This window comes from Pseudomonas sp. CHM02 (genome assembly GCF_000612585.1).
GTDB lineage: Bacteria > Pseudomonadota > Gammaproteobacteria > Pseudomonadales > Pseudomonadaceae > Aquipseudomonas.
In genome coordinates this window covers 15340-40594 of the sequence record NZ_JFCA01000048.1, presented here as the reverse complement: position 1 = coordinate 40594, position 25255 = coordinate 15340, and the positions used below count along the sequence as shown (strand labels likewise).

27 protein-coding genes are annotated in these 25255 nt (G+C 59.5%); 14 read left to right on the top strand and 13 right to left on the bottom strand.

All coding sequences use genetic code 11. The annotated features are described in order from the left end of the window. Window positions 1-262: 262 nt before the first annotated feature. The 3 genes from BM70_RS0124740 to BM70_RS0124730 all read right to left on the bottom strand — a co-directional run bounded on the left by BM70_RS0124740 (window position 263) and on the right by BM70_RS0124730 (window position 4315). A complete protein-coding gene (locus tag BM70_RS0124740; RefSeq protein ID WP_025858525.1) occupies window positions 263-2725 on the bottom strand; it encodes a TonB-dependent siderophore receptor in 2463 nt (820 codons plus the stop codon). A 97-nt stretch (window positions 2726-2822) separates the two neighbouring features. Beyond that, a complete protein-coding gene (locus BM70_RS0124735; protein WP_025858524.1) occupies window positions 2823-3803 on the bottom strand; it encodes a FecR family protein in 981 nt (326 codons plus the stop codon). Then, window positions 3800-4315: a sigma-70 family RNA polymerase sigma factor gene (locus BM70_RS0124730; RefSeq protein WP_025858523.1), complete on the bottom strand. Its 516-nt coding sequence runs from the start codon at window positions 4313-4315 to the stop codon at window positions 3800-3802. The genes BM70_RS0124735 and BM70_RS0124730 overlap by 4 nt, the downstream gene beginning before the upstream one ends. Window positions 4316-4545: 230 nt before the next feature. On the opposite strand from BM70_RS0124730, the gene BM70_RS0124720 reads away from it, so the two are divergent. Then, on the top strand, window positions 4546-4875 hold the full coding sequence (locus BM70_RS0124720) for a hypothetical protein (RefSeq protein ID WP_025858522.1): 330 nt from the start codon (window positions 4546-4548) through the stop codon (window positions 4873-4875). A gap of 6 nt (window positions 4876-4881) precedes the next feature. On the opposite strand, the gene BM70_RS0124715 is transcribed toward BM70_RS0124720, so the two are convergent. Then, a complete protein-coding gene (locus BM70_RS0124715) occupies window positions 4882-5517 on the bottom strand; it encodes a LysE family translocator (RefSeq protein ID WP_025858521.1) in 636 nt (211 codons plus the stop codon). Between the two features lie 141 nt (window positions 5518-5658). Between BM70_RS0124715 and BM70_RS0124710 the strand changes: the two genes are divergently transcribed. Further along, complete coding sequence (locus BM70_RS0124710) at window positions 5659-6030, top strand: PH domain-containing protein (RefSeq protein ID WP_025858520.1); 372 nt, start codon at window positions 5659-5661, stop codon at window positions 6028-6030. 116 nt (window positions 6031-6146) lie between these two features. Here BM70_RS0124710 and BM70_RS0124705 read toward each other — a convergent pair whose 3' ends face one another. The 3 genes from BM70_RS0124705 to BM70_RS0124690 form a co-directional block, all read right to left on the bottom strand. Further along, on the bottom strand, window positions 6147-6722 hold the full coding sequence (locus BM70_RS0124705; protein ID WP_025858519.1) for a PIN domain-containing protein: 576 nt from the start codon (window positions 6720-6722) through the stop codon (window positions 6147-6149). Then, entirely contained in the window at window positions 6719-7189 is a 471-nt protein-coding gene (locus tag BM70_RS0124700) for a helix-turn-helix domain-containing protein (protein ID WP_025858518.1), read from the bottom strand. The genes BM70_RS0124705 and BM70_RS0124700 overlap by 4 nt, the downstream gene beginning before the upstream one ends. Before the next feature lie 356 nt (window positions 7190-7545). Beyond that, window positions 7546-8058, bottom strand: a complete 513-nt coding sequence (locus tag BM70_RS0124690) for a type VI secretion system amidase effector protein Tae4 (RefSeq protein WP_025858516.1) — start codon at window positions 8056-8058, stop codon at window positions 7546-7548. Window positions 8059-8338: 280 nt separating this feature from the next. Between BM70_RS0124690 and BM70_RS0124685 the strand changes: the two genes are divergently transcribed. The 3 genes from BM70_RS0124685 to BM70_RS0124675 are packed head-to-tail and all read left to right on the top strand — an operon-like array spanning window position 8339 to window position 10406. Next, entirely contained in the window at window positions 8339-9493 is a 1155-nt protein-coding gene (locus tag BM70_RS0124685; protein WP_025858515.1) for an S-type pyocin domain-containing protein, read from the top strand. A gap of 7 nt (window positions 9494-9500) precedes the next feature. After that, entirely contained in the window at window positions 9501-9758 is a 258-nt protein-coding gene (locus BM70_RS0124680) for a colicin E3-like toxin immunity protein (protein ID WP_025858514.1), read from the top strand. A 24-nt stretch (window positions 9759-9782) separates the two neighbouring features. Continuing rightward, a complete protein-coding gene (locus BM70_RS0124675; protein WP_025858513.1) occupies window positions 9783-10406 on the top strand; it encodes a DUF3916 domain-containing protein in 624 nt (207 codons plus the stop codon). On the opposite strand, the gene BM70_RS0124670 is transcribed toward BM70_RS0124675, so the two are convergent. From BM70_RS0124670 to BM70_RS0124660, 3 genes are all read right to left on the bottom strand, one after another. Next, window positions 10403-10978 carry a membrane protein gene (locus BM70_RS0124670; protein WP_025858512.1) on the bottom strand — a complete coding sequence of 192 codons (576 nt, stop codon included), beginning with the start codon at window positions 10976-10978 and terminating at the stop codon, window positions 10403-10405. The genes BM70_RS0124675 and BM70_RS0124670 overlap by 4 nt on opposite strands. Before the next feature lie 206 nt (window positions 10979-11184). Then, window positions 11185-12537 (bottom strand): ATP-binding protein, encoded by a 1353-nt coding sequence (locus BM70_RS0124665; protein ID WP_025858511.1) that lies wholly within the window; start codon window positions 12535-12537, stop codon window positions 11185-11187. Further along, entirely contained in the window at window positions 12534-13196 is a 663-nt protein-coding gene (locus BM70_RS0124660; RefSeq protein ID WP_025858510.1) for a response regulator, read from the bottom strand. Before BM70_RS0124660 ends, BM70_RS0124665 begins: the two co-directional genes overlap by 4 nt. A 147-nt stretch (window positions 13197-13343) precedes the next feature. Here BM70_RS0124660 and BM70_RS0124655 point away from each other — a divergent pair, with 147 nt between their 5' ends. From BM70_RS0124655 to BM70_RS0124635, 5 genes are all read left to right on the top strand, one after another. Further along, entirely contained in the window at window positions 13344-13610 is a 267-nt protein-coding gene (locus tag BM70_RS0124655; RefSeq protein WP_025858509.1) for a PepSY domain-containing protein, read from the top strand. Next, on the top strand, window positions 13610-14155 hold the full coding sequence (locus BM70_RS0124650) for a cytochrome b/b6 domain-containing protein (RefSeq protein ID WP_025858508.1): 546 nt from the start codon (window positions 13610-13612) through the stop codon (window positions 14153-14155). The genes BM70_RS0124655 and BM70_RS0124650 overlap by 1 nt, the downstream gene beginning before the upstream one ends. Window positions 14156-14178: 23 nt before the next feature. Then, on the top strand, window positions 14179-15447 hold the full coding sequence (locus BM70_RS0124645) for an exo-alpha-sialidase (RefSeq protein WP_025858507.1): 1269 nt from the start codon (window positions 14179-14181) through the stop codon (window positions 15445-15447). Beyond that, entirely contained in the window at window positions 15447-16058 is a 612-nt protein-coding gene (locus BM70_RS0124640; protein WP_025858506.1) for a membrane protein, read from the top strand. The genes BM70_RS0124645 and BM70_RS0124640 overlap by 1 nt, the downstream gene beginning before the upstream one ends. A 62-nt stretch (window positions 16059-16120) precedes the next feature. Next, window positions 16121-18142, top strand: coding sequence for an LTA synthase family protein (locus tag BM70_RS0124635; protein ID WP_025858505.1), 2022 nt, complete (start codon window positions 16121-16123; stop codon window positions 18140-18142). Here BM70_RS0124635 and BM70_RS0124630 read toward each other — a convergent pair whose 3' ends face one another. Further along, window positions 18143-18517: a cytochrome c family protein gene (locus tag BM70_RS0124630; RefSeq protein ID WP_025858504.1), complete on the bottom strand. Its 375-nt coding sequence runs from the start codon at window positions 18515-18517 to the stop codon at window positions 18143-18145. A gap of 183 nt (window positions 18518-18700) precedes the next feature. Between BM70_RS0124630 and BM70_RS0124625 the strand changes: the two genes are divergently transcribed. The 3 genes from BM70_RS0124625 (at window position 18701) to BM70_RS0124615 (ending at window position 22131) form a co-directional block, all read left to right on the top strand. After that, entirely contained in the window at window positions 18701-19081 is a 381-nt protein-coding gene (locus BM70_RS0124625; protein ID WP_025858503.1) for a response regulator, read from the top strand. Window positions 19082-19276: 195 nt separating this feature from the next. Continuing rightward, entirely contained in the window at window positions 19277-19891 is a 615-nt protein-coding gene (locus BM70_RS0124620) for a biliverdin-producing heme oxygenase (protein WP_025858502.1), read from the top strand. Then, window positions 19888-22131 carry an ATP-binding protein gene (locus BM70_RS0124615; RefSeq protein WP_025858501.1) on the top strand — a complete coding sequence of 748 codons (2244 nt, stop codon included), beginning with the start codon at window positions 19888-19890 and terminating at the stop codon, window positions 22129-22131. The genes BM70_RS0124620 and BM70_RS0124615 overlap by 4 nt, the downstream gene beginning before the upstream one ends. Before the next feature lie 41 nt (window positions 22132-22172). Here the strand turns inward: BM70_RS0124615 and BM70_RS0124610 are convergent, their stop codons facing one another. Together BM70_RS0124610 and BM70_RS0124605 are read right to left on the bottom strand one after the other, a co-directional pair. After that, entirely contained in the window at window positions 22173-23492 is a 1320-nt protein-coding gene (locus tag BM70_RS0124610) for an ATP-binding protein (protein ID WP_025858500.1), read from the bottom strand. After that, window positions 23489-24199 (bottom strand): response regulator, encoded by a 711-nt coding sequence (locus BM70_RS0124605; RefSeq protein WP_025858499.1) that lies wholly within the window; start codon window positions 24197-24199, stop codon window positions 23489-23491. The genes BM70_RS0124610 and BM70_RS0124605 overlap by 4 nt, the downstream gene beginning before the upstream one ends. 163 nt (window positions 24200-24362) lie before the next feature. Here BM70_RS0124605 and BM70_RS0124600 point away from each other — a divergent pair, with 163 nt between their 5' ends. Continuing rightward, window positions 24363-25151: a VacJ family lipoprotein gene (locus BM70_RS0124600; protein WP_025858498.1), complete on the top strand. Its 789-nt coding sequence runs from the start codon at window positions 24363-24365 to the stop codon at window positions 25149-25151. Window positions 25152-25255: the final 104 nt, after the last annotated feature.

Below are 25255 nucleotides of genomic sequence, written 5' to 3'. Positions count from 1 at the left end.
TTTGTGAGCACCATTACCAATCCGGTAACGATGCCCTCTTTTCTTCAAGATCCTTTCAATTTCAACGTTGAAATTTCAGTAAGCTGGAACCCACGAGTCTCCCTCGGGCACCATCTTAAAAAAAAACCTTGAAATTCAAGGTCTTTTTTTCGCCTGTAGAAAAGCGGGTGATCGGCAGAGTTACCGATCACCGCCTGCTCTGCCTTGAAACACAGTCTCCTTTGGGAGCCGGCTTACGAGTGCTCACGCCAGCCCCCTCCAATCAGAACGTGTACTTAGCCGTGACCGTAAAGTTACGTGGGTCACCATACACATCGTATGGGCTCCACGTGGAGTTACTGGCAATCCCTTGGTAATACTTTTTATCGAACAGGTTGTTGATGTTCAGCTGGGTGTCCAGGTGTTTACTGACCCGGTAGCCAGCCATCAGCCCCACCAACGCATAGGCCTCCTGTTCGATATGGTAGTCGCCGAAAACGTTGCGGCCTTTATTGAAGGTACTGCTCTGGCTGTAGAAGTTTGCACCGACACGCAGCTTGTTCAGATCACCCTGCAGATGGTACGTGGTGCTGGCCTTGAACATGTGACGAGGCACGTCAGTGTCGAACAGGGTGCCTTCCTTGGAACTGTCCGCATCCTTTTTGTACTTCGCCTGAGCGAAGGTGTAACCGGCGCCGACCTGCCAGTTTGGCGTCAGTGCACCGTTGATCTCCAACTCGATACCCTGGCTGCGAACTTTGCCGGCGGCTTCGTAACAGCCATAGGCGCCGACAGGGATAACCCGGCAGGTGCTGGCGTCTGCCACTTCCGCCGCGCGGTTCAGCTGGTCGATCTGGAACAGCGAGGCACTGGCGTTCAGCGCGCCACCGAAGTATTCGCCCTTGATACCCACTTCGTAGTTTTCGCCGGTGATGGGCTTGATCCCGGCGCCGTCGCTGTTCTTTTCGCTCTGGGGCTGGAAGATGTCGGTGTAGCTGGCGTAGACGGAGTGGTTGTCGTCCAGGTCGTAGATGACGCCGGCATAACGGGTGACGTGGCGCGTTTCCTTGGTTTTGCCCGAGGTGTAGTACTGGTCGTTGGTCTCGTTATAGATTGAGGTCGAGTCGTACCAGTCCAGACGCGCCCCGAGAATGACTTTCAGCGGGTCGGCGAGGTTCCAGCGCGTGGTGACGTACAGGCCCTCTTGATCGACCTTGTCGTTGATGGAGTAGATATCTGGAACGAACGGCCTGGGCGTATTCGGGTTGAAATGGTTGATGTCGATATTATTGATGAAGGTCGTGCCACCCACGGCCTCGGTCTTGAGTTGGCGCTTGCTGGCGCCGACTACCAACTCATGCTGGCGCCCCATCAGAGCGAAGGGGCCGCTGGCGAAGAAATCATAGGTGGACTGGTCGTAGTCACGCCCTTGGTTGAACACTCGTTGCCGGTAGGTCGCGTCGTTGTTACGTTCCAGGACCGCGCCCACCAACTTGAAGTCAGACCAGTTTTTCGAGGCCCCCACATGCAGGCGCCAGTCGTTGTCGAAACGCTGGTCCAGCTCGACAAACAGCGTTTTATTATCGATGTCCTGGTGCGACCAGCTATAGCCGAACGATTTGGAACGGGAGAAGCCCATGTGGCTACCGTTCGGGTTCACCGGCAAGCCGCCCCAGTTGATGTTGTTATTGTCGTTCTGATCGGATGCACCGACGGTCAGGGTAGTGCTGTCGGTCAGGTCAAACTCGGTGACGCCGTAGAACACGCCGCGCTCACGCCCTGCGTAATCCTGATAGCTGTCCTTGTCGTGGTAGGCACCCACAAAACGGCCACGCACGCTGCCGCTGTCAGTAACCGGGCCGGACACATCCAACTCACTGCGATAGTTGTCCCAACTGCCGGCACTGCCGGTGATACTGGCCTGGAACGCCTTGGTGGGACGCTTGCGCACCATGTTGATGGCTGCCGAAGGGTTGCCGGCGCCTTGCATCATGCCGGTGGCGCCACGGACCACTTCGACACGGTCGTAAGGCGCCAGGTCGGCAGTGGCGACCCAGTCGGCGTTGTAAGTGGTCGGCAGGCCATCGAACATAATGTTGGTGATAGGGAAGCCACGGGCGAAAAACTCGCTGTTGGCCGGGCGCGCAGCCGACATTCGCAGCCCAGGGGTGGCCTGGACGACATCATCGAGGCTGCGCATGGCCTGGTCATCCATGCGCTGGCGCGTGATCACCGTCACGGATTGCGGGGTCTCGCGCAGGGACAGCGGCAACTTGGTGGCGGTCTGCATGGCCCCTGTGGTGTAGGAACCACTGTCCTCGGTGGCGACCCCGAGGCTCAGGCCGTTGATGGTGGTAGCGCCCAATTCAAGGGCATTACTCTCTGGGGTGCGAGCAACCAGCAAATAGTTGCCGCTGGCGGTCCGAGTTACCGCCAGGCCACTGTCAACGAGCAGACGGTTGAGGCCTTCCTGTACGCCATAATCACCACGCAGCGCCGGTGCGCGTTTGCCTTGCACCAACTGCGGGTCAAAGGGAAGGCTGATACCGGCAACCTGGGCGAAGCGGTTGAGCGAGTCTTCAAGCGGCCCGCCGGCCAAATCGTAATGACGGCTGTCGATGTTTTCTGCTTGCACCGCAAAACTGGCCAAGGGCAGGCTGGTCACACCAGCCAGCAAAACACTACGCAGGGTAAGCGCAAGGGCACTGCGCTGAAGCGGCCGGGGGGGAGTAAAGGCAGGGGACATGGACGCTGAGCTCCTTTCGAATGACTGAATGTATTTCCTGTCTGTCGAAGGGCTCGGAGAAACCCGTAAATGTTTTTGCGATTTTTTCTCATCGCGTTTAACGGGCAACGATGCGGGTCCAGAGCGGGGTAAAACGTTCAACACGTACGGGCAACGAATCGCTCAATGCACTCAGGGCCCGGTCAATGTCATCGAGTTGGAAGACGCCGGATACTTCCAGTTGCGCAATATCCGGATCACAGCGCAGCCAGCCGTGACGATAACGCGCCAGTTCGGCGGCAAGGTCGCGCAGCAGCATGCGTTTAGCCACCAACTGGCCACGTGTCCACGCACTGGCGTTAATGCTGCTTACGTCGACACGGTGACTGCCATTGGCATCGATCACATATTCCTCGGCGGCAGCGATCAAGACCGGCTCGCCTTGGCCATGAATAGCCACCACACCGTCCTCGACACGCACTCGCGTGCCTTGATGGTCGTCACGCACGGCGAAAGCGGTACCGATGGCCTGCAAACGTGCGTGCGGGGTGCTGACCCAGAAGCTGCGGCGCCCGTCCGGCGCGGCGCTGTCTTTGCCGGTATCGATGAAAATTTCGCCACGGCGCAGTGCGATCAGTCGGCGTTGGGCGGTGAATTGAACGTCCACGACACTGGCGGTGTTCAATTGCAGGCGAGTGCCATCATTGAGCATGAACTGGCGCCGCTCGCCCACCCCAGTGGCATAGTCCGCTCCCCAGGGCACCCACGTGCTCTCACGCAACGACCAGCCGGCAACGCCACTGACCACAAGCCCCATCCCCAGCAACTTGATCGCGTGACGCCGGCTGTGGCGACCACTGTTCAGGCTTTGTAGCGTATCCAGCGCTACTGTGCCGGGCAGAGCGGCCAACCCCTGGAAGGTCGCATCGCTTTTGCGCAGCGCTTGCCAGGCGGCCTCATGCATGACATCGGCTTGACGCCAGCGTTGGCAGGCCTCCAGCAACTCTGGATTCGAGCCACCGGACTCGATTCTGACCAGCCAGCCGATGGCCTGGTCGAGCACAGAATCTGGAAGTTCGGGAAGAGCGTGAAGGCTCATTGTTGGGCCAGGTAGCAATGGCGAATGGCGCTGGCCATGTACTTCTCTACCGAACTGAGACTGACGGCCAGGCGCTCGGCGATTTCCTTGTAGCTGAGGCCCTCGAGGCGCGACATCAGGAAGGCCATGCGCACCTTGGGAGGCAGGCCCGTGAGTAATGCATCTACGCGAGACAGCGTCTCCAACAGAATCAACTGCGACTCGGGCGATGGCATCTCGGCTTCCGGAAGATGCGCAATGGCCTGCAAGTAAGCCCGTTCAATCCGCTGCCGGCGAACGCGATCCACCAATACGCCACGTGCCACAGTACTCAACCAGGCACGAGGCTGCCGCAGTTCCTGCAATTGTTCCGGCCTGCCGAGGATCTGCACAAAGATATCGTGGGCCAGGTCGGCAGCGTGGTCGCCATGGCGCATTCGCTTGCGCAACCAACCCAGCAGCCACGCGTGATGATTGACATACAAGGTGCGAACATCGACGTGAGGCACAGGGGGAGTGGATGGCGACGACACGGAAAGCCTCGGCCTGATAGATAGATGCATTTGAGAATTTATCTCATCCTAGTATCGGCGAGTTGCAGCCTTCAAGTAAAGAATGCGTTTATTCCTGTCTTTACGAGACTGCGCCGATATCAATGCCGCTGGCCCTATTCAGCCTTGTAGCCGACACCTGCACCCGGGTCTTTTTTTTCGACCACAGAACAGTGATCATCCCCTCCCCCACACCCCGAGGAACCGAAACCATGGAATTGACGCTGGAAGCGGTTGCGCTCTTTGCACTGAAACTCGCGCACGAGACGGACGGCGGCAGCCCGGTTTTGCGGGATGATCCGGTGATGGATGGGTATGAGCGGGAAGTATTTGGGTTGTTGGTGCGGCAGCGGGATTTGGCCGTTATTCAATCCAAACTCGCGGAATGTGTCGATCAAGCACTTGAGGCATTGGGCGGGGTCGATACGGTGATGGGCCGCGAGCTGCAACGGCTGGCAAGTGACGTGCAAAACGCTGCTCAGTTGGATGAACTGCGCGGGCCACTAACCAACCTGAAGGATTACCTCAAAGACATCCAGTAAGGCGCCCTACCGCCGCCCTTCCACCGCCATCCGCACCGCCAGCCCCATCAGCACCGACCCCATCAGCCAGCGCTGCACCACTTGCCAGCTGGGCCGGGTGACGAAAAACACCGCGATCGACCCCGCCATGGTGGCAATCGTCGCGTTGACGCTCACGCTGATGAAAATCTGCGTAAAGCCCAGCACCAGGGATTGCGCCAGCACACTGCCATGGCCGTTCGGGTCGATGAACTGGGGCAGCAACGACAAATACATCACTGCCACCTTGGGGTTGAGCAGGTTGGTCACCAGGCCCATGGTGAACAGCTTGCGCGGGCTGTCCTTGGGCAAGTCCCGCACCTGGAACGGCGAGCGCCCGCCCGGCCGTATGGCCTGCCAAGCCATGTAAGCCAGGTACAACGCACCGCCGAAGCGCAGCGCGTCATAGGCAAACGGCACCGCCATGACCAAGGCCGTGATTCCCAAGGCCGCGCACACCATGTAGACCAAAAAACCCAACGCCACGCCGCCCAGGGAAATCAGCCCGGCCGCGCGCCCCTGGCAAATCGAACGGGAGATGAGGTAGATCATGTTCGGCCCGGGCGTGAGCACCATGCCGAGTGAGATCAGCGCATAGGCCAACCAGTTGGACAGTTCGGGCATTGCTGGGCTCCTGGGGTGTTATTTTGTCGACGTGAAACATTTGGCCACGGTTGTCGGCTTGGCCCCCATGGTAGGGCGTTCAAAATGCGCGCGTTAGATACAGATCCGCGAGCAAAACGGCATACACCCAAGAGGCAGGACATGATCGACTTCAACAACAAAGGCTTCTTCAAGCTCAAGCAAAACAACGAATACGCCGAACGCGTCGCCGCCCTGCTGCTGGACGACGAAGAAGTGGTCGACGCCTACAAGGCCATGCGCGACGGCGTGGTGTTTACCACCAAGCGGATTATTGCGGTGAACGTTCAGGGGATTACCGGCAGCAAGAAGGACTTTACGTCGCTGCCGTATAAAAACATCGTGGCGTATTCGGTGGAGACGTCCGGCACGTTTGATTTGGACTCGGAGTTGGAGATTTACTTTTCGTCGTTGGGCAAGGTGAGGTTTGAGTTCACGGGGAAGACGTCGATTGTGGAAATCTCACGGTTGATTTCCAAGCATCTGCTGAGCTGATCGGCGGGCAAAAAGACCTTGGCGTCCGAGGTATTCTTTACTGCACACGCGCTATTGTTTTACGGGTTTTCAGGCCCAGTCACCCTCAGTCAAAGTCACACCTTCACATATAAAATTTATAGCATGACCTCATAAGGCCCAAGCAGCTTGCTCGTCTGCACCAACCCCTGCCGCATCAACATCTCAAGATAATTCCCCGCCTCCATCGGAGGACGCTTCAACGCCCTCCTCTGCTTCTGCGCCGCTCCCAGCACCGCCGCCTGATCCAGATCCCAAAGATCCGAAATAAAGTCATCTGGATACATCGGCTCAATGTCATAAGCAGACAGGATGTACGGCGGGAAGTCTTTCAAATTGAAGGTCACAATAACCTCAGCTTTACTCCGAATCGCCGCCGCCAGCACGTGACGATCATCAGGATCGGGCAGATCCAAGCTCGAACACAGATCCTCATATCCCGTAACCAAAGCGTCAGGTATAGCCTTGTCCATCAGCGCTGACGTGCAATTCACTTGCTCCGCCGTCAGATCGGGCCGGTTCTTGAGTACGTTGCGCTTCCACTCCTCATGAATCTGGCGGGTCCATCTCGCTCGATACAGCCCTGACAAGCCAAGCCACATCAGTAAATCCCGAAGCGCCGCCGGGTAGAGAACACAAGCATCGTATACAGCAGTAAAAGGCGAGCACCTCATCCGTCATACCCCATTCCCAGCTCCTGTGCTTGTTGTGCTAGCGCTTCCATCGCCACCTGACTTTCCTCATCACGCCGCTGCTTAAATGCCATTAAATCCGAAAACCGGACACGCCGATGCCGCCCCGTTTTTGTAAAAGGAATAGCCCCCTCCTCCAACATCTTCACCAAATGCGGCCGTGAAACGTTAAGCAGGTCAGCGGCCTCCTGCGAGGTCAATTCGGCGTGCACCGGGACGACCTTGACAGCATTGCCGATAGCCAACTCGCCCAGGATATCGACCAGCAAGCGCAGTGCTGAGGTGGGGAGTACCAGACTGTGAGGCTTGTCTTCTTTGTCGAAGATGTCGATGCGCTGGGTTTCAAATTTGGTCGACAGCAGCGAGGCCAACTCGCGCTGGCCTTGTACGGCGGCTTCGACTTCCTTTTCCAGCGGAGGAATGGTTTTAGGGAGGTGATTGGCGATCATGATGCAACTCCGGTGTCTCGACATTCAGTTGAGACCAAACCTAAACGAAACAAACGAAAATCGCAATATTCGAAAAATTACCATCGATCGATACCGGTTCAGCTCCTACTTCCGCTTGGTAAGCTCATCACCCCGCCGCCTTCGCAGAAGCCTGCGGTACCAACCCACCCCACCCGTCACCGTCCCTACAACAACCACCCCATTCCCCACCAGCCAAAGCCCAAAATTCCGACTCTGCTCCGCATCTCCCTCATAAAACGGCCCGAAATACGCCGATACCACCACTACAACCCCGTTAAACACCCCAAGTGCCACGGCAACCACCAGCACAACAAACACAACCCCCTTAACCACTTTCAGGCAACCTTCCAAAACCATATCTCCCTGGACTCGTGATAATCCGAGAACGTCCCTTCAATCGAAAATCCCAGCTGAATACGCGGATAGCTCAACCAGTCCGTCAACCGCCGCCCGTTCCATAGGTCGATGTGATCACCACTGCGATTACCAAACGTTTCGTTTCCCCGGCGCCAAAAGTCTTTGAAGAAGATGATGCCTTGATGCCCAGCCAACTCATCTTCGAAGTTTTCGGGTTTTATCTTCTTCACGCTTCGTAAACCGGGAATGATGCTGCGGCTTAATGCACTGGCCATTTCCTCTGCCGCCAGTATGTGCACCTCGCTTTTGGGATGCTGCCAACAATAGCGCACGCTGCTTAATCTGCTCAGGTCGACGCCAGATCTACGCAGTGCCACGCCAAGATTGATCGCGCATTGATCACTGAAATTCTTGGCGCCGTTGGTTCTGCATGGCGCGGCGTCGCCAAAGATTTCCGGGTGGTTTTTCCATAGGGTGTTGAATGTCAGCATTCGGCTTTTCCATCGCGTATTTTTTCCGCGACCGTAGCAAACGCCATGCAACTCAAGAGGACTCCAGAGCGAATCCAGAACGGTCCTACGCAAGACGTAGGTTTTGGTTGCAGGACAAAACGCACACGCCTGTCGCATGTGGATAAAAGAACTCAAACGCTCGCCTTCTACAGCGCTGACAACCTGTTGCCTTTTCCCACGCCAGCCATCGAACAATGCCAATACCTCCCATCGCTCCCCCCTCGTAGGCTCACCTCCTCGCACAAGGAAGTGAGCCGTCATGCCAGAACGCTTTTACCCACCCACCGAAGAAGAGTTACGCAAACGACGCATCCTGACGCCGCAGCCGTCGCGTGTGCCGTATTCGCCATCGGTTAATTTTTTAGAGCCATCTCCTGCCCCAGCCCCCACGCGAGCCAAACCTCCCGGCTGCGTCTTCATCAAGCCTTGCCAACTGCCTGATGGCATCACTCATTACTTCAACCCGGCCGGGTATGTGCCGTTGGAGCTGATCAGGGAGTACGGCCACTTAAGCCTGCTGGGTGGGCGTGAGGTGGATAGCAGGGGCGCGGTTGCCTTGCGCAAGATCGGCGGCAGCACATTGCCCGCTGGCTTGGGGCAGTTGGCGTTGCGGTCGGCAGTTTGGGAGTCGGCGGCGACTGCCGTTGGATCGGTCGCCGGTGGCCTGTTGACGGGGTTGGTGGCGCTGGCCTGGCCGTCGGAGCTGGGTGATAGCGCGCTCTACAGCGAGGAGCAGTTGCGTTCGATGCAACGGGCGCGGTCGCAGATGCGGTTGCATATCGAGCAACGCGAGGACGGCACGCTCAAGGGGTATGGGTTCTACACGGGCAACCATGCCGATTGGCAGATGATTGATGTGGTGCAGTTTCAACACCGTGACGATCAGTTTGTGGCGGATTTGGACGAGGGTGTGGAGCTGATCTGGACGCCCGCCGTTGATCCAAGTGACACGCTGGGTATTCCAGCCTTGGAGGCTGCGCCGCAAGCGCCGGTGATCTGGATTTATCCGCCGACGGAGAAGGCCGCGCAGATTCTGGTGAATCCGATTTATCCACCGGAGTATCGGGATTTTATTCTGGTGTTCCCGGTGGAGTCGGGGGTTCGGCCGCTGTATGTGGTCGTCAGTGTCAAGGCTGGGGATCACAAGTACCACAAGGCGCCTAATACCGAAAAAATAACTGGCTTTGCAGGCCTGATCAAAGCAAAACCCATGACTCCCAGACAGGGAGGCGCCGGGTTAAGAGAGCGTTGGATTGAGGAAAAAGGCCGGAGAATCTATGAGTGGGACTCTCAACATGGAGAGCTGGAAGTTTATCTAGCAAGTGATGGGAGCCATTTAGGTGCGTTCAGCCACGTAACCGGCGAGCAGCTAAAAGGACCGAAGAAAAAACGAAATATCAGAAGATACCTGTGAGGGCTACATGGGACTAAAAGTGAGATTGGAATGGTTCGACAGAACCACACAGCAGCTACGTGGCGCGGAGGACTCGGCAGATATGGGAGACGATTACTCCGCGATTTCCGAGCTTGGATTGTCGACAGCCGAAGATGTCAATAACGGGATGTTTGAGCTGCGGAGGGAGTGGCTACCACTGATACAGGCACGTTTTTCTCATGAAATTGCTCTTTTAGAAAGCGACTACTTCATCGCGTTTGATTACGAAGATGCAAACGAATAACACAAACTCCGAGAATTCAGCTTAATGCGCAGACTGTCACTCACAAACAAAAAACTCCGCAACATCCCCAGGCACCTCAGAGCTCTGACCCGCTGGGCAGACAGCTTCGAAGGCTGTTTTTACGAAGAGTTACCGCTGCGACCCGACTATATAAACCTAAAAATCCCAGTTATTGAAAACCTTGTTGAAGGCAATCAAACCACACCGGAAATTCTGGCGCATTGCGCTCAACAGATGATCAAGGTTGCAGGTCACTTGGTTGAAGCACGATCAGACGGTGACCCTGAGTGCTGGATTGTCGCCTGCATCATGGTCCCGGACATGTTCTCAAGCCGAGTCTGTGTCTACACCGACAAAGCCCGCCTTCTCGGCCACACTCAGCCCTTTGACTACGAGTACTTTCGCCAAACACGCATCATCGGCCGAAGCCTTGCCCGCGAATGGGGGTTGGTCGTTCCGCCGGGCCTCCACGAAGTTGGCTTTCACTTCATCCACGAGGACGAAGAAGGAACCGTCTTCGAGTCAGAGCATTGGTACTTCGGCGAAGTCAGCACGACCGATGAAGACCCTGGCGCAGAGCGCTGGAAGTATCAAACCTTCAGGTCCTTCCAAGCACAGCATCCACATTTGTTTGGTCCGTCCACTTAGCTCGCCTTCATCTCACTCCCCACCCCACCAATCAACACACGATTCCCCGGATCCGTAATATCAAACACCTGCAGCGCACACGCCGAAGGCTCCAGCTTGAACTGAAACTCCACCAGGTAGACCTTTGCCTTCTCCGGGCTGAAGGTGCTCATCACCGGCCCACAGCTGTAGTAAACCCCGTTGCCCCGGTTGTTCGCCGTGCTGGCGACGGTGAGTTGCTTGCCAGGATCGGCTTGGATTTCCAGCTGTGGAAAACGCTTGAACCCTGCACTGGCAACGGTTTGGTTGAGCTTGGCGATCCAGTTGAAGACGCGGCCTTCGCCCGTGTCCATCACGGTGCCGAGGGTTTCCATGCGTTGGTCGGGGTCGCCTTCGCGGCGGATCGAGAATTCCACGGGGGCGGTGCCGCCGTAGGCTTTCATGATGACTTTGGCGTGCTCTGCATCCACGGCCACGGTTTTCTGGCGAAGTTGGACGCCGTCCTTGAACAGGCTGGGCGATGAGTCGCGTTGGTTGGATTGGCAGGCGCATAGGGCGAGGGTAACGAGGGAGAACAGCGCGATTCGCTTCACGGGAGGATGTCCTTATCAAGGTGAGAGTGAGTGATGACTGGACCCGAGCTTGAACGGAATTTTCCGCAGTTTAAGCGCCGCTGCCGGGCTTGAGGAGGGCTGCGATGCTAGCGCTGCGGTATGGCAGGCCTCCCGAGGTAATCCCATCGCAGCCTCGCCGGGGCTCGACAGCTCCCACATTTGATCGGCGTCGCTTTGCGCTCCCCTTAGGGCGCGTTAAACACCAATCGCGCGCACAACCCACCCTGCTTGCGGTTATGCAGCGCCAACCGGCAGCCGATCTTGCCGACGATCATCTGCACGATCGCCAACCCCAACCCCGCACCATTGGCATTGCCCCTGCTGTAAAACCGCTCGAACAGGCGCTCCATGTGCATCTCATCAATCCCCGGGCCTTGGTCTTTCACGCTCAGGCAATGAGCGCCAATCACCACTTTTACTTCGCTGCCCACTGGGGAAAAGTTGAGGGCGTTGGTCACCAGGTTCTGGAACGCAATGGCCAGCGCCACCGGCTCGGTTTCGACCCAGCAATCTTCATTACCTTCGAGCACCAGTTCCACGCCTTTTTCCATGGCCAGTGGGGTCAGCTCGGCGAGTTCTTCGCGCACCAGCTCGGTCAGTTGCACACGCTCACACACGGGGTTGTTCAGTTGCGGCTCGATGCGCGCCATGGTCAGCAATTGACTGCCGATGCGGGTGGCGCGGTCGACGCCGCTGACCAAAAATTCCAACGCCTCGCGACGCTGCTCCTCGGTGACGGCCGTCTGCGCGTTCTGGGCATGAATGCGCAGGATCGCCAGGGGCGTGCGCAGTTCATGGGCGGCGTCGGCGATGAAGCGGCGTTCGCGTGCCAGCAGTTCATCGACTTGAACCAGCAGCCGGTTAAGCGCGGTTTGCATGGGTTCCAGGTCGGTAGGCAGAGGCTTGAGGTGCAGAGGCTGCAACGTGTCGGTGTTGCGCCCACGAATCGACAACACCATGGCGCGCAAGGGCTTGAGGCCCCAGCCGATGGTCAGCCAGATCAACAGCGCCAGCAGCGGCACGCCGATCAGCGTGGGCCAGAGGGTGTGGCGCATGATGCGCTGGATCACGTCCTGGCGAATGTCGTCACGTTCGCCCACCCAGATCAGCAGGCCCTGTTGCGGGTCGGCGAGAAGGAAGGCGCACCAGTCATTGCCGTTGTCCATCAGGTCGTGGGAACCGAGGGTCGTTGGCGGTGCCGCCAGCACCGGTGCTTCGGAGGAGCGCACGAGCAACTCACCCGCGCTGTTCCATACCTGGAAGGTCAGGCGGGTTTCATAGGGATGGGCCACGCCGTCCTCGCCCACGCGACTCATGGCATGGTCGAACGCCTGGTACAAACGCGCCCAATCCGCCTCCCCAGGATCACGTTGGCGCAGCACGCCTTGCAGCAAGCGCGCACTCTGGGCGAGTTGGGCGTCGTAGACTTCTTCGATTTCGTGGTGGCTGTCGCGCAGCACCAGCCAGCTGATCAAGGCATCACCCGCCAGGATCAGCAGTAATACGGGGATGAGGATGCGTGCACGAACCGAGGTCATGGCTTGAGCGCCAGCACATAGCCGACACCACGCACGGTGCGGATCAGTTCGGTGGATAACTTTTTACGCAAGTTGTGGATCAGCACTTCCAAGGTATTGCTCTCGACCCGATCCTGCCAGCCATACAACGCACGCGATAAACGTTCGCGGGTCACGACTTTGCCAGGACGGACCATCAGCTGATGCAACAGTTGGTATTCCATGGGGGTGACGATGATGTCGGCGTCCAGATAGCGCACTTGCTGGGTGGCCGGATCGAGGCTGACGCCGGCGTGTTCCAGCATCGGCTGGGCACGGCCTTGGCTGCGGCGCAACAAGGCACGCACGCGGGCCTTGAGTTCCTCCACATCGAAGGGTTTGATCAGGTAGTCGTCTGCGCCCGCATCCAAGCCGGCAATGCGTTCGGCGGTACCATCGCGGGCGGTGAGGATCAGCACCGGCACGTCGTGCTGGTCGGCACGCAGTTGCTGCAATACGTCGAGGCCATCGAGGCGCGGCAGGCCGAGGTCGAGCAGCAACAGGTCGAAGCTTTCCGTGCGCAGGGCATGCAGGGCCGCGAGGCCATCCTGCAACCAATCGAGGGTATAGCCTTCGGCGCCCAACGCCACGCGAATCCCCTGGCCGAGGGCACGGTCATCTTCGACGAGGAGTAGGCGCATAGCAGAATCTCTGTAGGAATCGGCGGCATCATGCCGGGTTCTGGCCCAGGCTATTTCGGCAAAGATGTTACGGCGCATTACCAACTAAGGTTGCGCTAAGGTTGGTTTTGCACTGTGAAACCTCCCACATCTGCTGAGAGCTTTTCCATGCGCAAAATTCTCCTGCTGTCCCTGATTCTCGCCAGCCCCATGGCCATCGCCGGCCCGCAGTGCACCACCGCGGAGCGCTCGCAATGGCAAGACGAAAAAGCCTTCCAGGACAAGCTCAAGGCCGAAGGCTACACCATCAGCAAGTTCAAGGTCACCGACGGCAACTGCTACGAAATCTATGGCTTCGACAAGGACAAGCGCAAGGTCGAGATCTACCACGACCCCGTCACCGGCAAAGCCGTGAAGACTGAGATCAAGGGCTGATGCCAGGCGAATCCCTGCGCCTGTGGGACCCGCTGGTGAGGCTGTTTCATCTGTCGATCGCCGGGGTCTTTGTCGCCAATTACTTCTTTAACGAAGCAGGCGATGACTGGCATGTCTGGCTGGGCTACTACGCCATGGCCTGGTTGCTGGTACGAGTGATATGGGGATTTGTCAGTCCGCACAGTGCCCGTTGGGCGGACTTCTGGCCGACGCCGAAACGCCTGAATGCCCACCTGCGCTCGCTGCTCAATGGTCGGCCGCAACACCGCCTGGGGCATTCGCCGATTGGCGCGCTGGTGATGCTGTTGATGTTGCTGGCGCTGCTGACCATCGGCACCAGCGGTTTCCTGATGCAGGAAGTCGACGCTCTATGGGGTGCCGATTGGCCGCTGCAAATTCACGAGACCGCCGCCAATGCGCTGCTGGGGCTGGTCTGCGTGCATGTGCTGGCCGCGATCTTTGAAAGCATCCAGGTGCGGGACAACCTGCCGTTATCCATGCTCACCGGTCGCAGGAAGCGCCTGCCGGATGAGCGTGCGCAGTAATCCTTTTTATCCACAGGTCCCCTATGCGCTCCGCCTTATTGATTTTCAGCCTGCTGGGGGTATTTTTTGCCGCCTGGCAGAGCCATCCGCCCCACGTATTGGCACCGTTTGCCCAGGCCAGCCCGAACACCGCAAAAGTGGCGGCGCCTGCGCAGTACAGCAGCCGGTTCGTGTCGACCCAGCTCACCGACTTCGTGCACTCCTCGTCCGTCACCGCCCTGCCTGGCGGCGACTTGATGGCGGTGTGGTTCGCCGGCTCGCGCGAAGGCGCGGCCGATGTGCAGGTACGCACCGCGCGCTTTGATGCAGGCAGCGGCGAATGGGGCGCCGAGCAGGTGCTGGCCACGCGTGAAAGCACCCGCGACGGCACCCAGCGCTATATCCGCAAGCTGGGCAACCCGGTGATCGCCCTGGGCCCGGATAAACGCCTATGGATGTTTTATGTGTCAGTGTCAGTCGGCGGCTGGGCCACCAGTGCGATCAATCTGATGGTGTCGGACGACATGGGCGCCAGTTGGTCGGCACCGAGGCAACTGGTCACCTCGCCATTCTTCAATATCAGCACCCTGGTGCGCGCCGCGCCGGTGTTCCATGCCGACGGCTCCATCGGCCTGCCGGTGTACCACGAGTTCATGGGCAAGTTTGCCGAATACCTGTATTTGAGCGCCGATGGAGCGGTGATCGATAAATTCCGCATCAGCCGCGGCAAGCACTCACTGCAGCCGACCATCGTGCCGCTGGATGGCAAGCGCGCCGTGGCGATGTTGCGCTATGCCGGCGACACCCATCACCGCGTGCTCGCCAGCCGCACCGAAGACGCCGGGCAAACCTGGAGCGAACCTTACCCGCTGGAGCCGGCCAATCCCAATTCCTCGCTGGCGGCGGTGGGCACGCAGGACGACGGCTTGCTGGTGGCCCTTAATGATCTGCAGGATGGCCGCTTCAAGCTCAGCCTCTACGGCACCGACGCCCAGCTCAGCCAATGGCGCACGGTGGCAGAGCTGGACCAGTCACCCGACCCGCTCGGCCAACCATTCTCGCCCGAGGCCTATAAAGAAATCATCGGCGAAGGCTTCCGCGCCTCCAGCGGCGCCAGGCGTCTGCCGCTGGAGCAACGCTTTCTCAGTAACCTCGATTACCGCGTGTGCAAACCCCAGGGCTGCGATTTCGAATACGAGTACCCGTATTTCAGCCGCAGCCCGGACGGCATGTACCACCTGGTGTACTCGTGGAATAACACCTTTATCAAACATGTCAGCTTCAACGAAGCCTGGCTGGCGGAGCGGCTGTGATGGCTTCTTTATGGCAGGCCCATTTGAGTTTTGTGCTGCTGGGGTTTGTGCTGTCGAGTGCGTTTCGATTCAGCGCACCCTGGCGCCCGTGGTGGTTACCGCTATTGGCCGCGGTGAGTTTTATCCCGGTCAATGAGCTGCCGCTGGCGGCGTATGTGCGCAGCTTTACCGATGACCTGGCGATCAGCACGTTGGTGTTGCTGGCGTGGGTCGCACTCGGTCGTTTGGGCGTGGTGCAGTCGATCAGCCGCCAACATCAGGTGCAGATGTTGCTGCTGTTTGGGGTGTTAAGCCTGGTGTTGTACCCGGCGACGCTGGGGCTGACTTATTTCGACCCCTATCGCTGGGGCTTCAACCCGCGACCGATGATTATGCTGGTAGGTGCCTTGGCGCTACTGATGGTATGGCTGCGCAATGGCTTGGCGGTGTGGATGCTTGCGGTCGGCACCCTGGCCTTCGCGCTGCGGCTCAAGGCGTCGGAAAACTACTGGGATTACCTGGTTGATCCGCTCTTGGCGGGCTACTGCGTGGTCGCTGGATTAATGCAATTCAAACTGTGGGAGCGGGCTTGCTCGCGAATGCGGAGTATCAGGCGGCATATCTGGCACTGAACCACCGCTTTCGCGAGCAAGCCCGCAGTTGATGTGTGGTGTTTTTGAGAATGGGGAAAATAATGGGTGCGTTGCAATCACGCCGCCTGCGCTACGGCGTGGGCGCGATCGGGTTGGTATTTGCCTTGCTGGCCGCGCTGCGGCTGGTATTTGTGCTGGGCTTTTCCGGCCTTGATTTGAGCACCCCGGCACTGCTGGAAACCCTCGGCATCGGCCTGCGTTTCGACCTGCGCCTGGCGGTGCTGCTCCTGCTGCCGCTGGCGCTGCTCGCCTGGATTCCACGCTGGAACCTGACAACACGCCCCGCCCTGCGCTGGCTGGCCCGAACCTATCTGATGGTCGCACTGGCCGTGGTCGGCCTGGTGTACATCATCGACTTCGGCCACTACGCCTACCTCGGTGTGCGCATCAATGCGACCGTGCTGCGTTACCTGCAAGACGCGCAGATTTCACAACAGATGGTGTGGGAAACCTATCCGGTGCTGTGGATAACCGCGTGCTGGCTGGGAGCGGTGGCCTTATGGGTGTGGGCGTTGATTTGCCTTGAGCGGTTGACGCTGGACCGCGCCCCCAGCACCAGCAGCAAATGGTCACTGGCGGCTGTTTCTGTCATCGGCGTGGTCGGCGTACTGCTGGCCCTGCTCGGCCGCGTCGCCAACCTCAACCTGGAGAACCCGGTGCCTCTGCGCTGGAGCGACGCGTTCTTTTCCGGCAACCCGCAGGTGGCCGCCGTGGGCCTGAACCCGGTGCTGTTTATGTACGACACACTCAAGGTCGGCCAATCGCAGTTCGATGAGGCCCAGGTGCGTGAGCATTACCCTCAGGTCGCCCAGTACCTGGGGGTCGACCAGCCCGATGCCGAGCAACTGAACTTCATCCGCGAACAAGGCGTGCAGCCCTATCGGCTGGCCGGCGGGCGCCCGCCGAATGTGATCTTCGTGATGCTCGAATCCCTCGGCACCAGCGCCGTGGGAGCCTATGGAAATCCACTCAATCCCACGCCAAACCTGGACAAGCTGGCCACGCAAAGCTGGTTCTTCAAACACTTTTACGTGCCCGTCACCGGTACCGCCAAGACCGTGTGGGCGAGCATCACCGGCGTACCGGATGTCACCCGCCAGGAAACCGCGACGCGTAACCCGTTGATCACCCGGCAACACACGCTGATCAACGCCTTCGAGGGTTACCGGAAGTTCTACATGATCGGTGGCAATGCCGGCTGGGCGAATATCAATGCCCTGATCCGCCAGAGCATCGACGGCGTGCAGCTGTTTGAAGAGAGCCACTGGCGCTCGCCACGGGTGGACGTGTGGGGCATTTCCGACCTGGACCTATTCAAGGAAGGTGACGCATTGCTGCGCGCGGTCCCGAACGACCAACCCTTCTTTGCTTACCTGCAAACCTCCGGCAATCACCGTCCATTCACCATCCCCAAGCACAACGATGGCTTCCAGGTCAGCAACGTGACGCTGGAGCAGGCCCAGGCCGCCGGCTCGCGCAGCGTCGAGCAATACAATGCGGTGCGCCTGCTGGACTACAATATCGGTCGGCTGATGGAAATCGCCAAGGCGGACGGTTACTACGACAACAGCATCTTTGTGTTCTTCGGCGACCACAACACGCGCATCAGCCAGATCCCGCACATGGCACCGGCCTTCGAACAGTTGGGGCTTGAAAGTAACAACGTGCCTTTGCTGATCCACGCGCCCGGCCTGCAACCTCGGGTGATCGAAGAAGCTGTCGGCCTGGCGGACTTGCTACCCACCGTGGCCGGCATGGCGGGCGTGCCGTTCACCAATGGCGCCATGGGCCGGGATATCCAGCAGCCGGCACCGGAAGGCGAGCGCATGGTGCCGTTGGTACTGCGGGAAGGTACCTTCCCGATCATCGGAGGCGTGACCAAGGACTTCCTGCTGCAGATGCAGCACGACGGTACCTCACCGACTCTGCATGACCTGGCGTCGCCTACCCCGCGAGACGACGTGGCCGCACAGCATCCCGAGGAGTTCCAGCGTTTGCAGGACCTGACCCGGGGGCTGCACGAGAGTGCGCGGTTGATGCTGTTCAGGAACGTGCGGGAATGATTATTTCGACTGGAACGTCTCAAGGTACGCCAGGATGTTTTCAATCTTCTCCTGGTCACTGATGCCCCAGAAAATCATCCGCGTACCACTCACCACCTTCTTCGGCGCCTCGATATAGGCGGCGAGTTTGTCGCGGGTCCAGACCACGCCGGAGTTTTTCATCGCATCGGAATACTGATAGTCCGTGGTCGTCCCCGCAGGTCGCCCGATGATGCCGTTGAGTTCCGGACCAAAGCCGCCGCGTGCGCCTTCGCCGATGCTGTGGCAGCCGCCGCAGGTTTTGGCGAACAGCTTGCCGCCCGCTTCGGCGTCACCGGCGGCGACGGCCGGACCGGTGTTGAGGATCAGGGCAAGGGTGAACAAAGCGTACTTCATCAAGGGCTCCACAGCGGGCAACGGTGGATTGATTATGCCTGTATCAACGTCACTCTGCCGCTTCTGACAACAACCCGGGAAGCGCTCTAAAACGACCACCCATCGCCCCACACACATCCAATCGAACCTATTTCAATCCACCCCACTCCACCTTACTGAATCCCTGATGGAGGAGTAAGGATCATGGCTCAGCCATCGATTTTGGTACTGGAAGACGACGAAATCATTCGCGCGTTAATGGTCGATGTACTGGAGGACTTCGGCGCAGTCGTTACGTCGTTTCCTTCGGCGGATGAGGGGATGATTTACCTGGAGCGAGGCGATGATCCGGTCGACCTGATTGTCAGCGATATCCAGATGCCGGGTTTGCTCAATGGCTATGACTTGAGCAAGGTGGTGGCCCACCGTTGGCCTACGGTGCCGGTGGTGCTGACCTCGGGAAATACCAAGCTGGCGGCGCAACTGGGTGGCTCGGTGCGGTTTTTGCCCAAGCCATGGAGTACTGAGCATCTGATCGAGTGCGTGCAAACGGCGCTGAACCCACAAGGTTCGTCCATGCACTGATAGCGTCGCAATATCACTTAAGCGAACTTCGCGCAGGCCTTTAGGGTCACTATGGGAGCAAGGAGCGACTTTTGCTGATCCGCCGGTCAACCTTTTCGCTTTGTGCGTTCAGATGATGGCCGTGAGTTGTGTAGAATCGTCGCCCATTTCCACGCGTCATTCATGGCCGAGAGGCCCACAGTTCGAGCTTATTGAATGCATTCACAGGCCCCTGACGTTGGTGCGCCCTCATTGCTGGAGTCGTTGCGCGCAGGCACAGCCCGGCTGCACGTAGCGTTGGAAAAACGCCTGCCGTTTTTCTCCGAGCGCCTGGATGCCGACTGGTACCGACGCTTGCTCCGGGCGTATTACGGCTTTTATGCGCCGATGGAAGCCGCCTTGTACGAAAGTGATTTGATCCCTGAGGGCTTTGACCGGGTCATGCGTGTGAAAACGCCCACCCTGATGAACGACCTTCACGCCCTAGGCCTGAATGCCCCCGCCATTAACGCGCTGCCCCGCTGCGCCAACCTGCCCCCGCTGGCTACCCCCACTGCCTGCCTCGGTGCGCTGTATGTACTGGAGGGTGCGACCCTGGGCGGCCAGGTGTTGCGTCGGGAAATGGCCCAGCGACTGGGCCTGGACGCCGACAACGGCGGTGCGTTCCTCAACGTGTATGGCACCGAGACCGGCCGTCGCTGGAAGGATTTTCTCGATTACCTGGCCCGCATGCCGCTGGACGCACCCGCCAGACAAGACGCGGTGGATGCAGCCCGTTCGACGTTCAGCTGCTTTGAGCAATGGCTCGACAGCCAGGAGGTACTGCTATGAAAACCGAAGATTTTGAAGAGCTGCTTGCCAACTGTGCCGACGAGCCCATCCGCTTTCCGGGGGCGATCCAACCCCACGGCGTGCTGCTGACGTTATCGGAGCCGGCGCTGAAGATCATCCAGGTCAGTGCCAACATCGGCACCCTGTTCGGGCATGCGCCCGAGACGCTGCTCGACCAGCCATTGCACACCCTGGTGGGTGCCGAGCACGCCCGGGCCGTTGCCGTCATGGCCGAGAACAACACGTTTTTCGATGCTCCACCTTTGCACGTCACCTTTAACGGCGCGGAGTTCGAAGGCCTGCTGCACCGCCATCAAGATGTGCTGGTGCTGGAATTCGAACCGCTGCTCAAAGACTTCCGCCCACGGGCACTGAACGGTCGCACCAGCGACCTGGGCAAGATGCTGCAGCGTTTACAGTCGGCGAAAACCCTGCAAGCGCTGTACGAAATCAGCGTGAATGAAATCCAGGCCATGACCGGCTACGACCGCGTGCTGATCTATCGTTTCGAAGAGGAAGGCCACGGGCAAGTGATCGCCGAAGCGTCGGCGCCGTCCATGGAACTGTTCAACGGGTTGTTTTTCCCGGCGTCCGACATCCCTGAACAAGCCCGCGAGTTGTATCGCACCAACTGGCTGCGCATCATCCCGAATGCGGCCTACGAGCCGGTGCCGCTGCTGCCCAAGCTACGCCCGGACACCGGCCAGCCGCTGGACTTGAGCTTTGCCACGCTGCGCAGTGTCTCGCCGATTCATTGCCAGTACATGCAGAACATGGGCGTGTTGTCGTCCATGAGCATCTCGCTGATGAAGGGCGACAAACTCTGGGGCCTGATCAGTTGCGGCAACCGCGAACCCCTGCTGGTGCCGAACGACCTGCGCACCGCCTGCCAGACCATCGGCCAGGTGCTTTCTCTGCAGATCAGCGCCATGGAAGCCCTGGACCTCAGCCGTCAGCGCGACGAGAAAGTCGAGACCCTGGCCCGGCTGGATCAGGCCATGAAAGCCTCGCAAGAAAACGTGTTCGACGGCCTGGCCCGGCAACCGCAATTGCTGATGGACCTGACCCTGTCCGGTGGCGTGGCGATTATCGAAGACAAGCAACTGCACCGCTACGGCAACTGCCCGGAGCCGGCGCAGATCCGCGCGCTGCACAAGTGGTTGCAAGAAGGTGGCGAGCCGGTGTTTTCCAGCCATAACCTGGCCTCGGTATACCCGCCGGCGACGGAGTTCCAGCAGGTGGCCAGCGGCGTATTGGCCATGAGCCTGCCCAAGCCTGTGGATAACGGTGTGCTGTGGTTCCGTCCGGAAGTGAAAGAGAACATCAACTGGAGTGGCGACCCGAAAAAGCCGCTGGACCTGGAAAATTCCGACGCTGGCCTGCGCCTTCGCCCACGTACGTCGTTTGAAATCTGGAAAGTGGAAATGGCCGGCATTTCCACCAAGTGGAGCCATGGCGACCGTTTCGCCGCCAACGACTTGCGTCGCTCCGCGCTGGAAAACGACCTGGCGCGCCAGGTGCTGCGCGAACAACAAGCCGTGCGCGCCCGTGATGAGCTGGTAGCGGTGGTGTCCCACGACCTGCGCAACCCGATGACGGTGATTTCCATGCTGTGCGGCATGATGCAGAAGGCCTTCAGTTCCGATGGTCCACATACTTCGCGGCGGATTTCTTCGGCCATCGATACGATGCAACAGGCTGCCGGGCGCATGAACGTGCTGCTGGAAGACCTGCTCGATACCTCGAAAATCGAGGCCGGACGCTATGTGGTCAAGCCAGTGGCACTCGACGTGAGCCAAATGTTTGATGAAGCCTACTCACTGCTGGCACCTCTGGCGATGGAGAAAGGTATCGATCTGTCGTTCAATGCCGAGCCTGGCCTGCAGATCAATGCCGACCCCGAGCGTCTGTTCCAGGTGCTGTCGAACCTGATCGGCAACGCTATCAAGTTCACCCCGCGCCAGGGCAATATCGGCATCAGCGCCATGAGCAATGGCGAGGAAATCGTTTTCTCGGTGCGCGACTCCGGCGAAGGTATTGCGCCAGAACAACTGCCGCACGTATTTGATCGCTATTGGACCCAGGCGGAAAACAACCCCACCGGCAGCGGCCTGGGGCTGTATATCACTCAAGGCATCGTTCAGGCGCATGGCGGCAAGATCATCGCCGAGAGTGAAGTGGGGCGCGGCAGTGAGTTCCGCTTTACCGTGCCGAAGGTCATCGAAGACTCGCATACCTGATGCGCCAAGACCGTGTGGCAGGTGTGGGAGCCGGGCTTGCCTCATACGGGCAACACCACCACCGCCTCCAACCCACCGCCCTGGCGTTCTGTCAGGGTCAACGTACCACCGTGCTCCAGCACGATCGCCCGCGCGGTAGAAAGTCCCAGCCCGACACCGCCGGTGCTTTTGTTGCGTGACCCTTCAAGGCGATAGAACGGCAGGAACACCCGTTCCCGATGTTCGGCGGGAATGCCCGGGCCACGATCGAGCACACGAATCACCACCGCTCCCGGCTTCTGCTGCAGCTCGATCTGCGGCGCCACGCCGTAGTGGATGGCGTTGTCCATCAGGTTGGTCATCACCCTTTTCAGGCCCAGGGGCCGGCCGAAGTACACCAGGCGTGGCGGGCCGCTGAACGTGAGGTCAATGGCCTGGTCGCGGTAGTCGTCGATCAGGGTTTGCAGCAATTCCGCCAGGTCCAGTTGGGTCGCCTGCTCCAGGCGTGCGTCGTCGCGGAAGAACTCCAGGGCGGTGTTGATCATGGCCTGCATTTCATCGACATCGCGAAACAACCGTTGCTGCTGGTCAGCATCTTCGATGAACTCACCGCGCAGGCGCAGGCGGGTCAGCGGCGCGCGCAAATCATGGGAGATCGCCGCGAGCATTTGGGTGCGATCCTGGATGAAGTGCCGCAACTGCGCCTGCATGCTGTTGAAGGCGAGGATCGCCTGGCGGATTTCGTGAGGACCCACCGGCTCTATGGGCGGTGCGCGAAAGTCGGCACCGAAGCGCCGTGCGCCTTGGGCGAAGTGTTGCAGCGGACGGGCCAGGCGGCGGGTCGCGACCAGGGTGACCAACGCGGTGGAAACCAGCAACAACAGCACCACGATCAGGCTGCGCGCCCCATCATTCAGCCCCCAACTGCGCGCCCGCGCACTGAACATCAGCCAGGACTGATCAGTCAATTGCATCAACAGCACATAGTGGCCGTTGCCGTCCGGCCAGTCGGACGGTTCGTAGGCTTCCATGGGCCGGGTCGGGCCCTGGAGCAGGTGCTTGAACACCTGCTCGCCCGAGTGGAAATCCGGGTCGTCGAGCACCGGCAAGTCAAACGCCACGCGCTGCGCGGCCCACGTCACGCTGAACGACTCATCCCCCACCACCTGGACAAGACGCGGTCGCTGCGCCGGCTCGGACGCTTCCACCACGCGCACCACCACGGCTATCTTTTCCAGCAAGCCGGTTTCGGTCAACGGTGGCCGTGCCCATACGCCTGCCAACTGCACGAACAAGGCGTTGAACGCCAGCGCGGTGAACATCGCAATCAGGATGGTCAGGGCAATCCAGCGGGCCACCGTGTCGCGCGGGCGGCGACTCATGAGCGGGTCACGCTGGCGGTGAACTGGTAGCCACCATTGCGCACCGTGCGAATCATCGCCGGACGTTTGGTATCGAATTCCAGCTTGCGGCGCAATCGGCTCACTTGCACATCGATGCTGCGGTCGAAGGCATCATGGCTGTGGCCCCGTGCCAGGTTGAGCAGTTGCTCGCGGGTCAGCACACGCTGGGGGTGTTCGGCAAACACCAGCAGCAGGTCGAATTCGCCGGACGAGAGCGGGATCATCACCTGGTCGGGCGAACGCAATTCACGCCGCGTGAGGTCCAGTTGCCAGCCGGCAAAACGGATCAACGGGCGCGCGACCTCCCCCATCGGCGGGCGACTTTCACCCGCCCGGCGCAAAACCGCGCGCACCCGCGCCAGCAACTCGCGAGCGTCGAAGGGCTTGCTCAAATAGTCGTCGGCGCCCATTTCGAGGCCCACCACGCGGTCGCTGAGTTCGCCCATGGCCGTCAGCATGATCACGGGCGTGGCGTATTGCTGGCGCAGGCGCTGGCACAGCAGCAGGCCGTTATCACCGGGCAGCATCAGGTCGAGGATGATCAAGTCGGCCGGCTGGCGCTCCATGGCCGCCCACAGTTCGGCACCACTGGCAGCGGTCTCGACCACGTAGCCGTGTTGCAGGAAAAATTTCTTCAGCAGCGCGAGGACTTCAAGGTCATCGTCCACGATCAACAGGTTGCTCACCGGCGTCTTCACTGGGTTGGGTCGAGGTGCCATCTAAAACCATTCGGCACGGCCCGTCATATATTTCAATCGTGCAATAAAGCGTCAATGGCGCAATAAACCAGACATCTTTGCGCAAGGCGCGAATGCCAGCATCGGCCTCCCTTTTGCGGAGACTGTGCCCATGCGCTCGCTGACATCCCCCCAGCATCTGGCCCGCCAGGCCGTGCTGCTACTGACTGTGTCTTATCTGACCGGCTGCGCAAGCCCGGCGCCTGTGACACCCACCACCCGTTGCGCGCAGGTGGATTACCCGGTGTATGACCCGGCCGAACCCATCAACCGTGGTGTGTTTGCGTTTAACCGCGCAGTGGATGACTACGCCCTGGCGCCGGTGGCGCGGGGTTACCGATACCTGCCGGATTTCTTCCAACAGGGTGTGCATAACTTCGCGAGCAACTTCAGCGAGCCAAAGGTGTTTATCAATGACCTGCTGCAGGGCAACCCGCGACGCTCGGTCAACACCCTGGGCCGTTTCGCTGTGAATACGACGGTGGGCGTGGTGGGGCTGTTCGATGTGTCGGATCGCCTGGGCATCCCGCGCCACAAGGCCGACTTCGGCCAGACATTCGGTGTGTGGGGCGTGGGCAATGGACCGATTGTGGAGTTGCCCTTGCTGGGTACCAGCAACAGCCGGGATGCGGCAGGCAAAGTACTGGGCTTCCTGGTTTCGCCGCTGGGGGACAGCGATACGGTGCAGACCCTGGGCACCGTCAACCTCGTAGGCGGCACGGTCGATACGCGGGCATCGCTGTTGCCGCTCACCGACAGCCTGCAAAAACTGCCGGATTACTACAGCGCGTTACGCAACGTGGTGGCACAAAATCGTACGGCGTTTGTGCTGGAAGGCAAGGAGGGTGCGACGTCACCGCAGGCAGGCGATTGCACAAAAGGCGCGAGCGACGACTTCTAAGTCAACCGCGAGGTGCAGTCATATCTTGCAGCAGGGCGTTTATAGCCGGGCGGGTTTGACCTCTATAAGTTTGGCGTCGCTTCGCCCCAAACAGCGAAGCATCC

Excerpts from the sequence above, each read along its gene's own strand:
- BM70_RS0124630 (WP_025858504.1), bottom strand. The coding sequence starts at position 18,517 with ATGAAGTACGCTTTGTTCACCCTTGCCCTGATCCTCAACACCGGTCCG.
- BM70_RS0124620 (WP_025858502.1), top strand. The coding sequence starts at position 19,277 with ATGCATTCACAGGCCCCTGACGTTGGTGCGCCCTCATTGCTGGAGTCG.
- BM70_RS0124640 (WP_025858506.1), top strand. The coding sequence starts at position 15,447 with ATGGCTTCTTTATGGCAGGCCCATTTGAGTTTTGTGCTGCTGGGGTTT.
- BM70_RS0124655 (WP_025858509.1), top strand. The coding sequence starts at position 13,344 with ATGCGCAAAATTCTCCTGCTGTCCCTGATTCTCGCCAGCCCCATGGCC.
- BM70_RS0124665 (WP_025858511.1), bottom strand. The coding sequence starts at position 12,537 with ATGACCTCGGTTCGTGCACGCATCCTCATCCCCGTATTACTGCTGATC.
- BM70_RS0124610 (WP_025858500.1), bottom strand. The coding sequence starts at position 23,492 with ATGAGTCGCCGCCCGCGCGACACGGTGGCCCGCTGGATTGCCCTGACC.
- BM70_RS0124645 (WP_025858507.1), top strand. The coding sequence starts at position 14,179 with ATGCGCTCCGCCTTATTGATTTTCAGCCTGCTGGGGGTATTTTTTGCC.
- BM70_RS0124720 (WP_025858522.1), top strand. The coding sequence starts at position 4,546 with ATGGAATTGACGCTGGAAGCGGTTGCGCTCTTTGCACTGAAACTCGCG.
- BM70_RS0124600 (WP_025858498.1), top strand. The coding sequence starts at position 24,363 with ATGCGCTCGCTGACATCCCCCCAGCATCTGGCCCGCCAGGCCGTGCTG.
- BM70_RS0124675 (WP_025858513.1), top strand. The coding sequence starts at position 9,783 with ATGCGCAGACTGTCACTCACAAACAAAAAACTCCGCAACATCCCCAGG.
- BM70_RS0124710 (WP_025858520.1), top strand. The coding sequence starts at position 5,659 with ATGATCGACTTCAACAACAAAGGCTTCTTCAAGCTCAAGCAAAACAAC.
- BM70_RS0124685 (WP_025858515.1), top strand. The coding sequence starts at position 8,339 with ATGCCAGAACGCTTTTACCCACCCACCGAAGAAGAGTTACGCAAACGA.
- BM70_RS0124680 (WP_025858514.1), top strand. The coding sequence starts at position 9,501 with ATGGGACTAAAAGTGAGATTGGAATGGTTCGACAGAACCACACAGCAG.
- BM70_RS0124690 (WP_025858516.1), bottom strand. The coding sequence starts at position 8,058 with ATGCTGACATTCAACACCCTATGGAAAAACCACCCGGAAATCTTTGGC.
- BM70_RS0124740 (WP_025858525.1), bottom strand. The coding sequence starts at position 2,725 with ATGTCCCCTGCCTTTACTCCCCCCCGGCCGCTTCAGCGCAGTGCCCTT.
- BM70_RS0124715 (WP_025858521.1), bottom strand. The coding sequence starts at position 5,517 with ATGCCCGAACTGTCCAACTGGTTGGCCTATGCGCTGATCTCACTCGGC.
- BM70_RS0124615 (WP_025858501.1), top strand. The coding sequence starts at position 19,888 with ATGAAAACCGAAGATTTTGAAGAGCTGCTTGCCAACTGTGCCGACGAG.
- BM70_RS0124705 (WP_025858519.1), bottom strand. The coding sequence starts at position 6,722 with ATGAGGTGCTCGCCTTTTACTGCTGTATACGATGCTTGTGTTCTCTAC.
- BM70_RS0124735 (WP_025858524.1), bottom strand. The coding sequence starts at position 3,803 with ATGAGCCTTCACGCTCTTCCCGAACTTCCAGATTCTGTGCTCGACCAG.
- BM70_RS0124635 (WP_025858505.1), top strand. The coding sequence starts at position 16,121 with ATGGGTGCGTTGCAATCACGCCGCCTGCGCTACGGCGTGGGCGCGATC.
- BM70_RS0124650 (WP_025858508.1), top strand. The coding sequence starts at position 13,610 with ATGCCAGGCGAATCCCTGCGCCTGTGGGACCCGCTGGTGAGGCTGTTT.
- BM70_RS0124660 (WP_025858510.1), bottom strand. The coding sequence starts at position 13,196 with ATGCGCCTACTCCTCGTCGAAGATGACCGTGCCCTCGGCCAGGGGATT.
- BM70_RS0124700 (WP_025858518.1), bottom strand. The coding sequence starts at position 7,189 with ATGATCGCCAATCACCTCCCTAAAACCATTCCTCCGCTGGAAAAGGAA.
- BM70_RS0124625 (WP_025858503.1), top strand. The coding sequence starts at position 18,701 with ATGGCTCAGCCATCGATTTTGGTACTGGAAGACGACGAAATCATTCGC.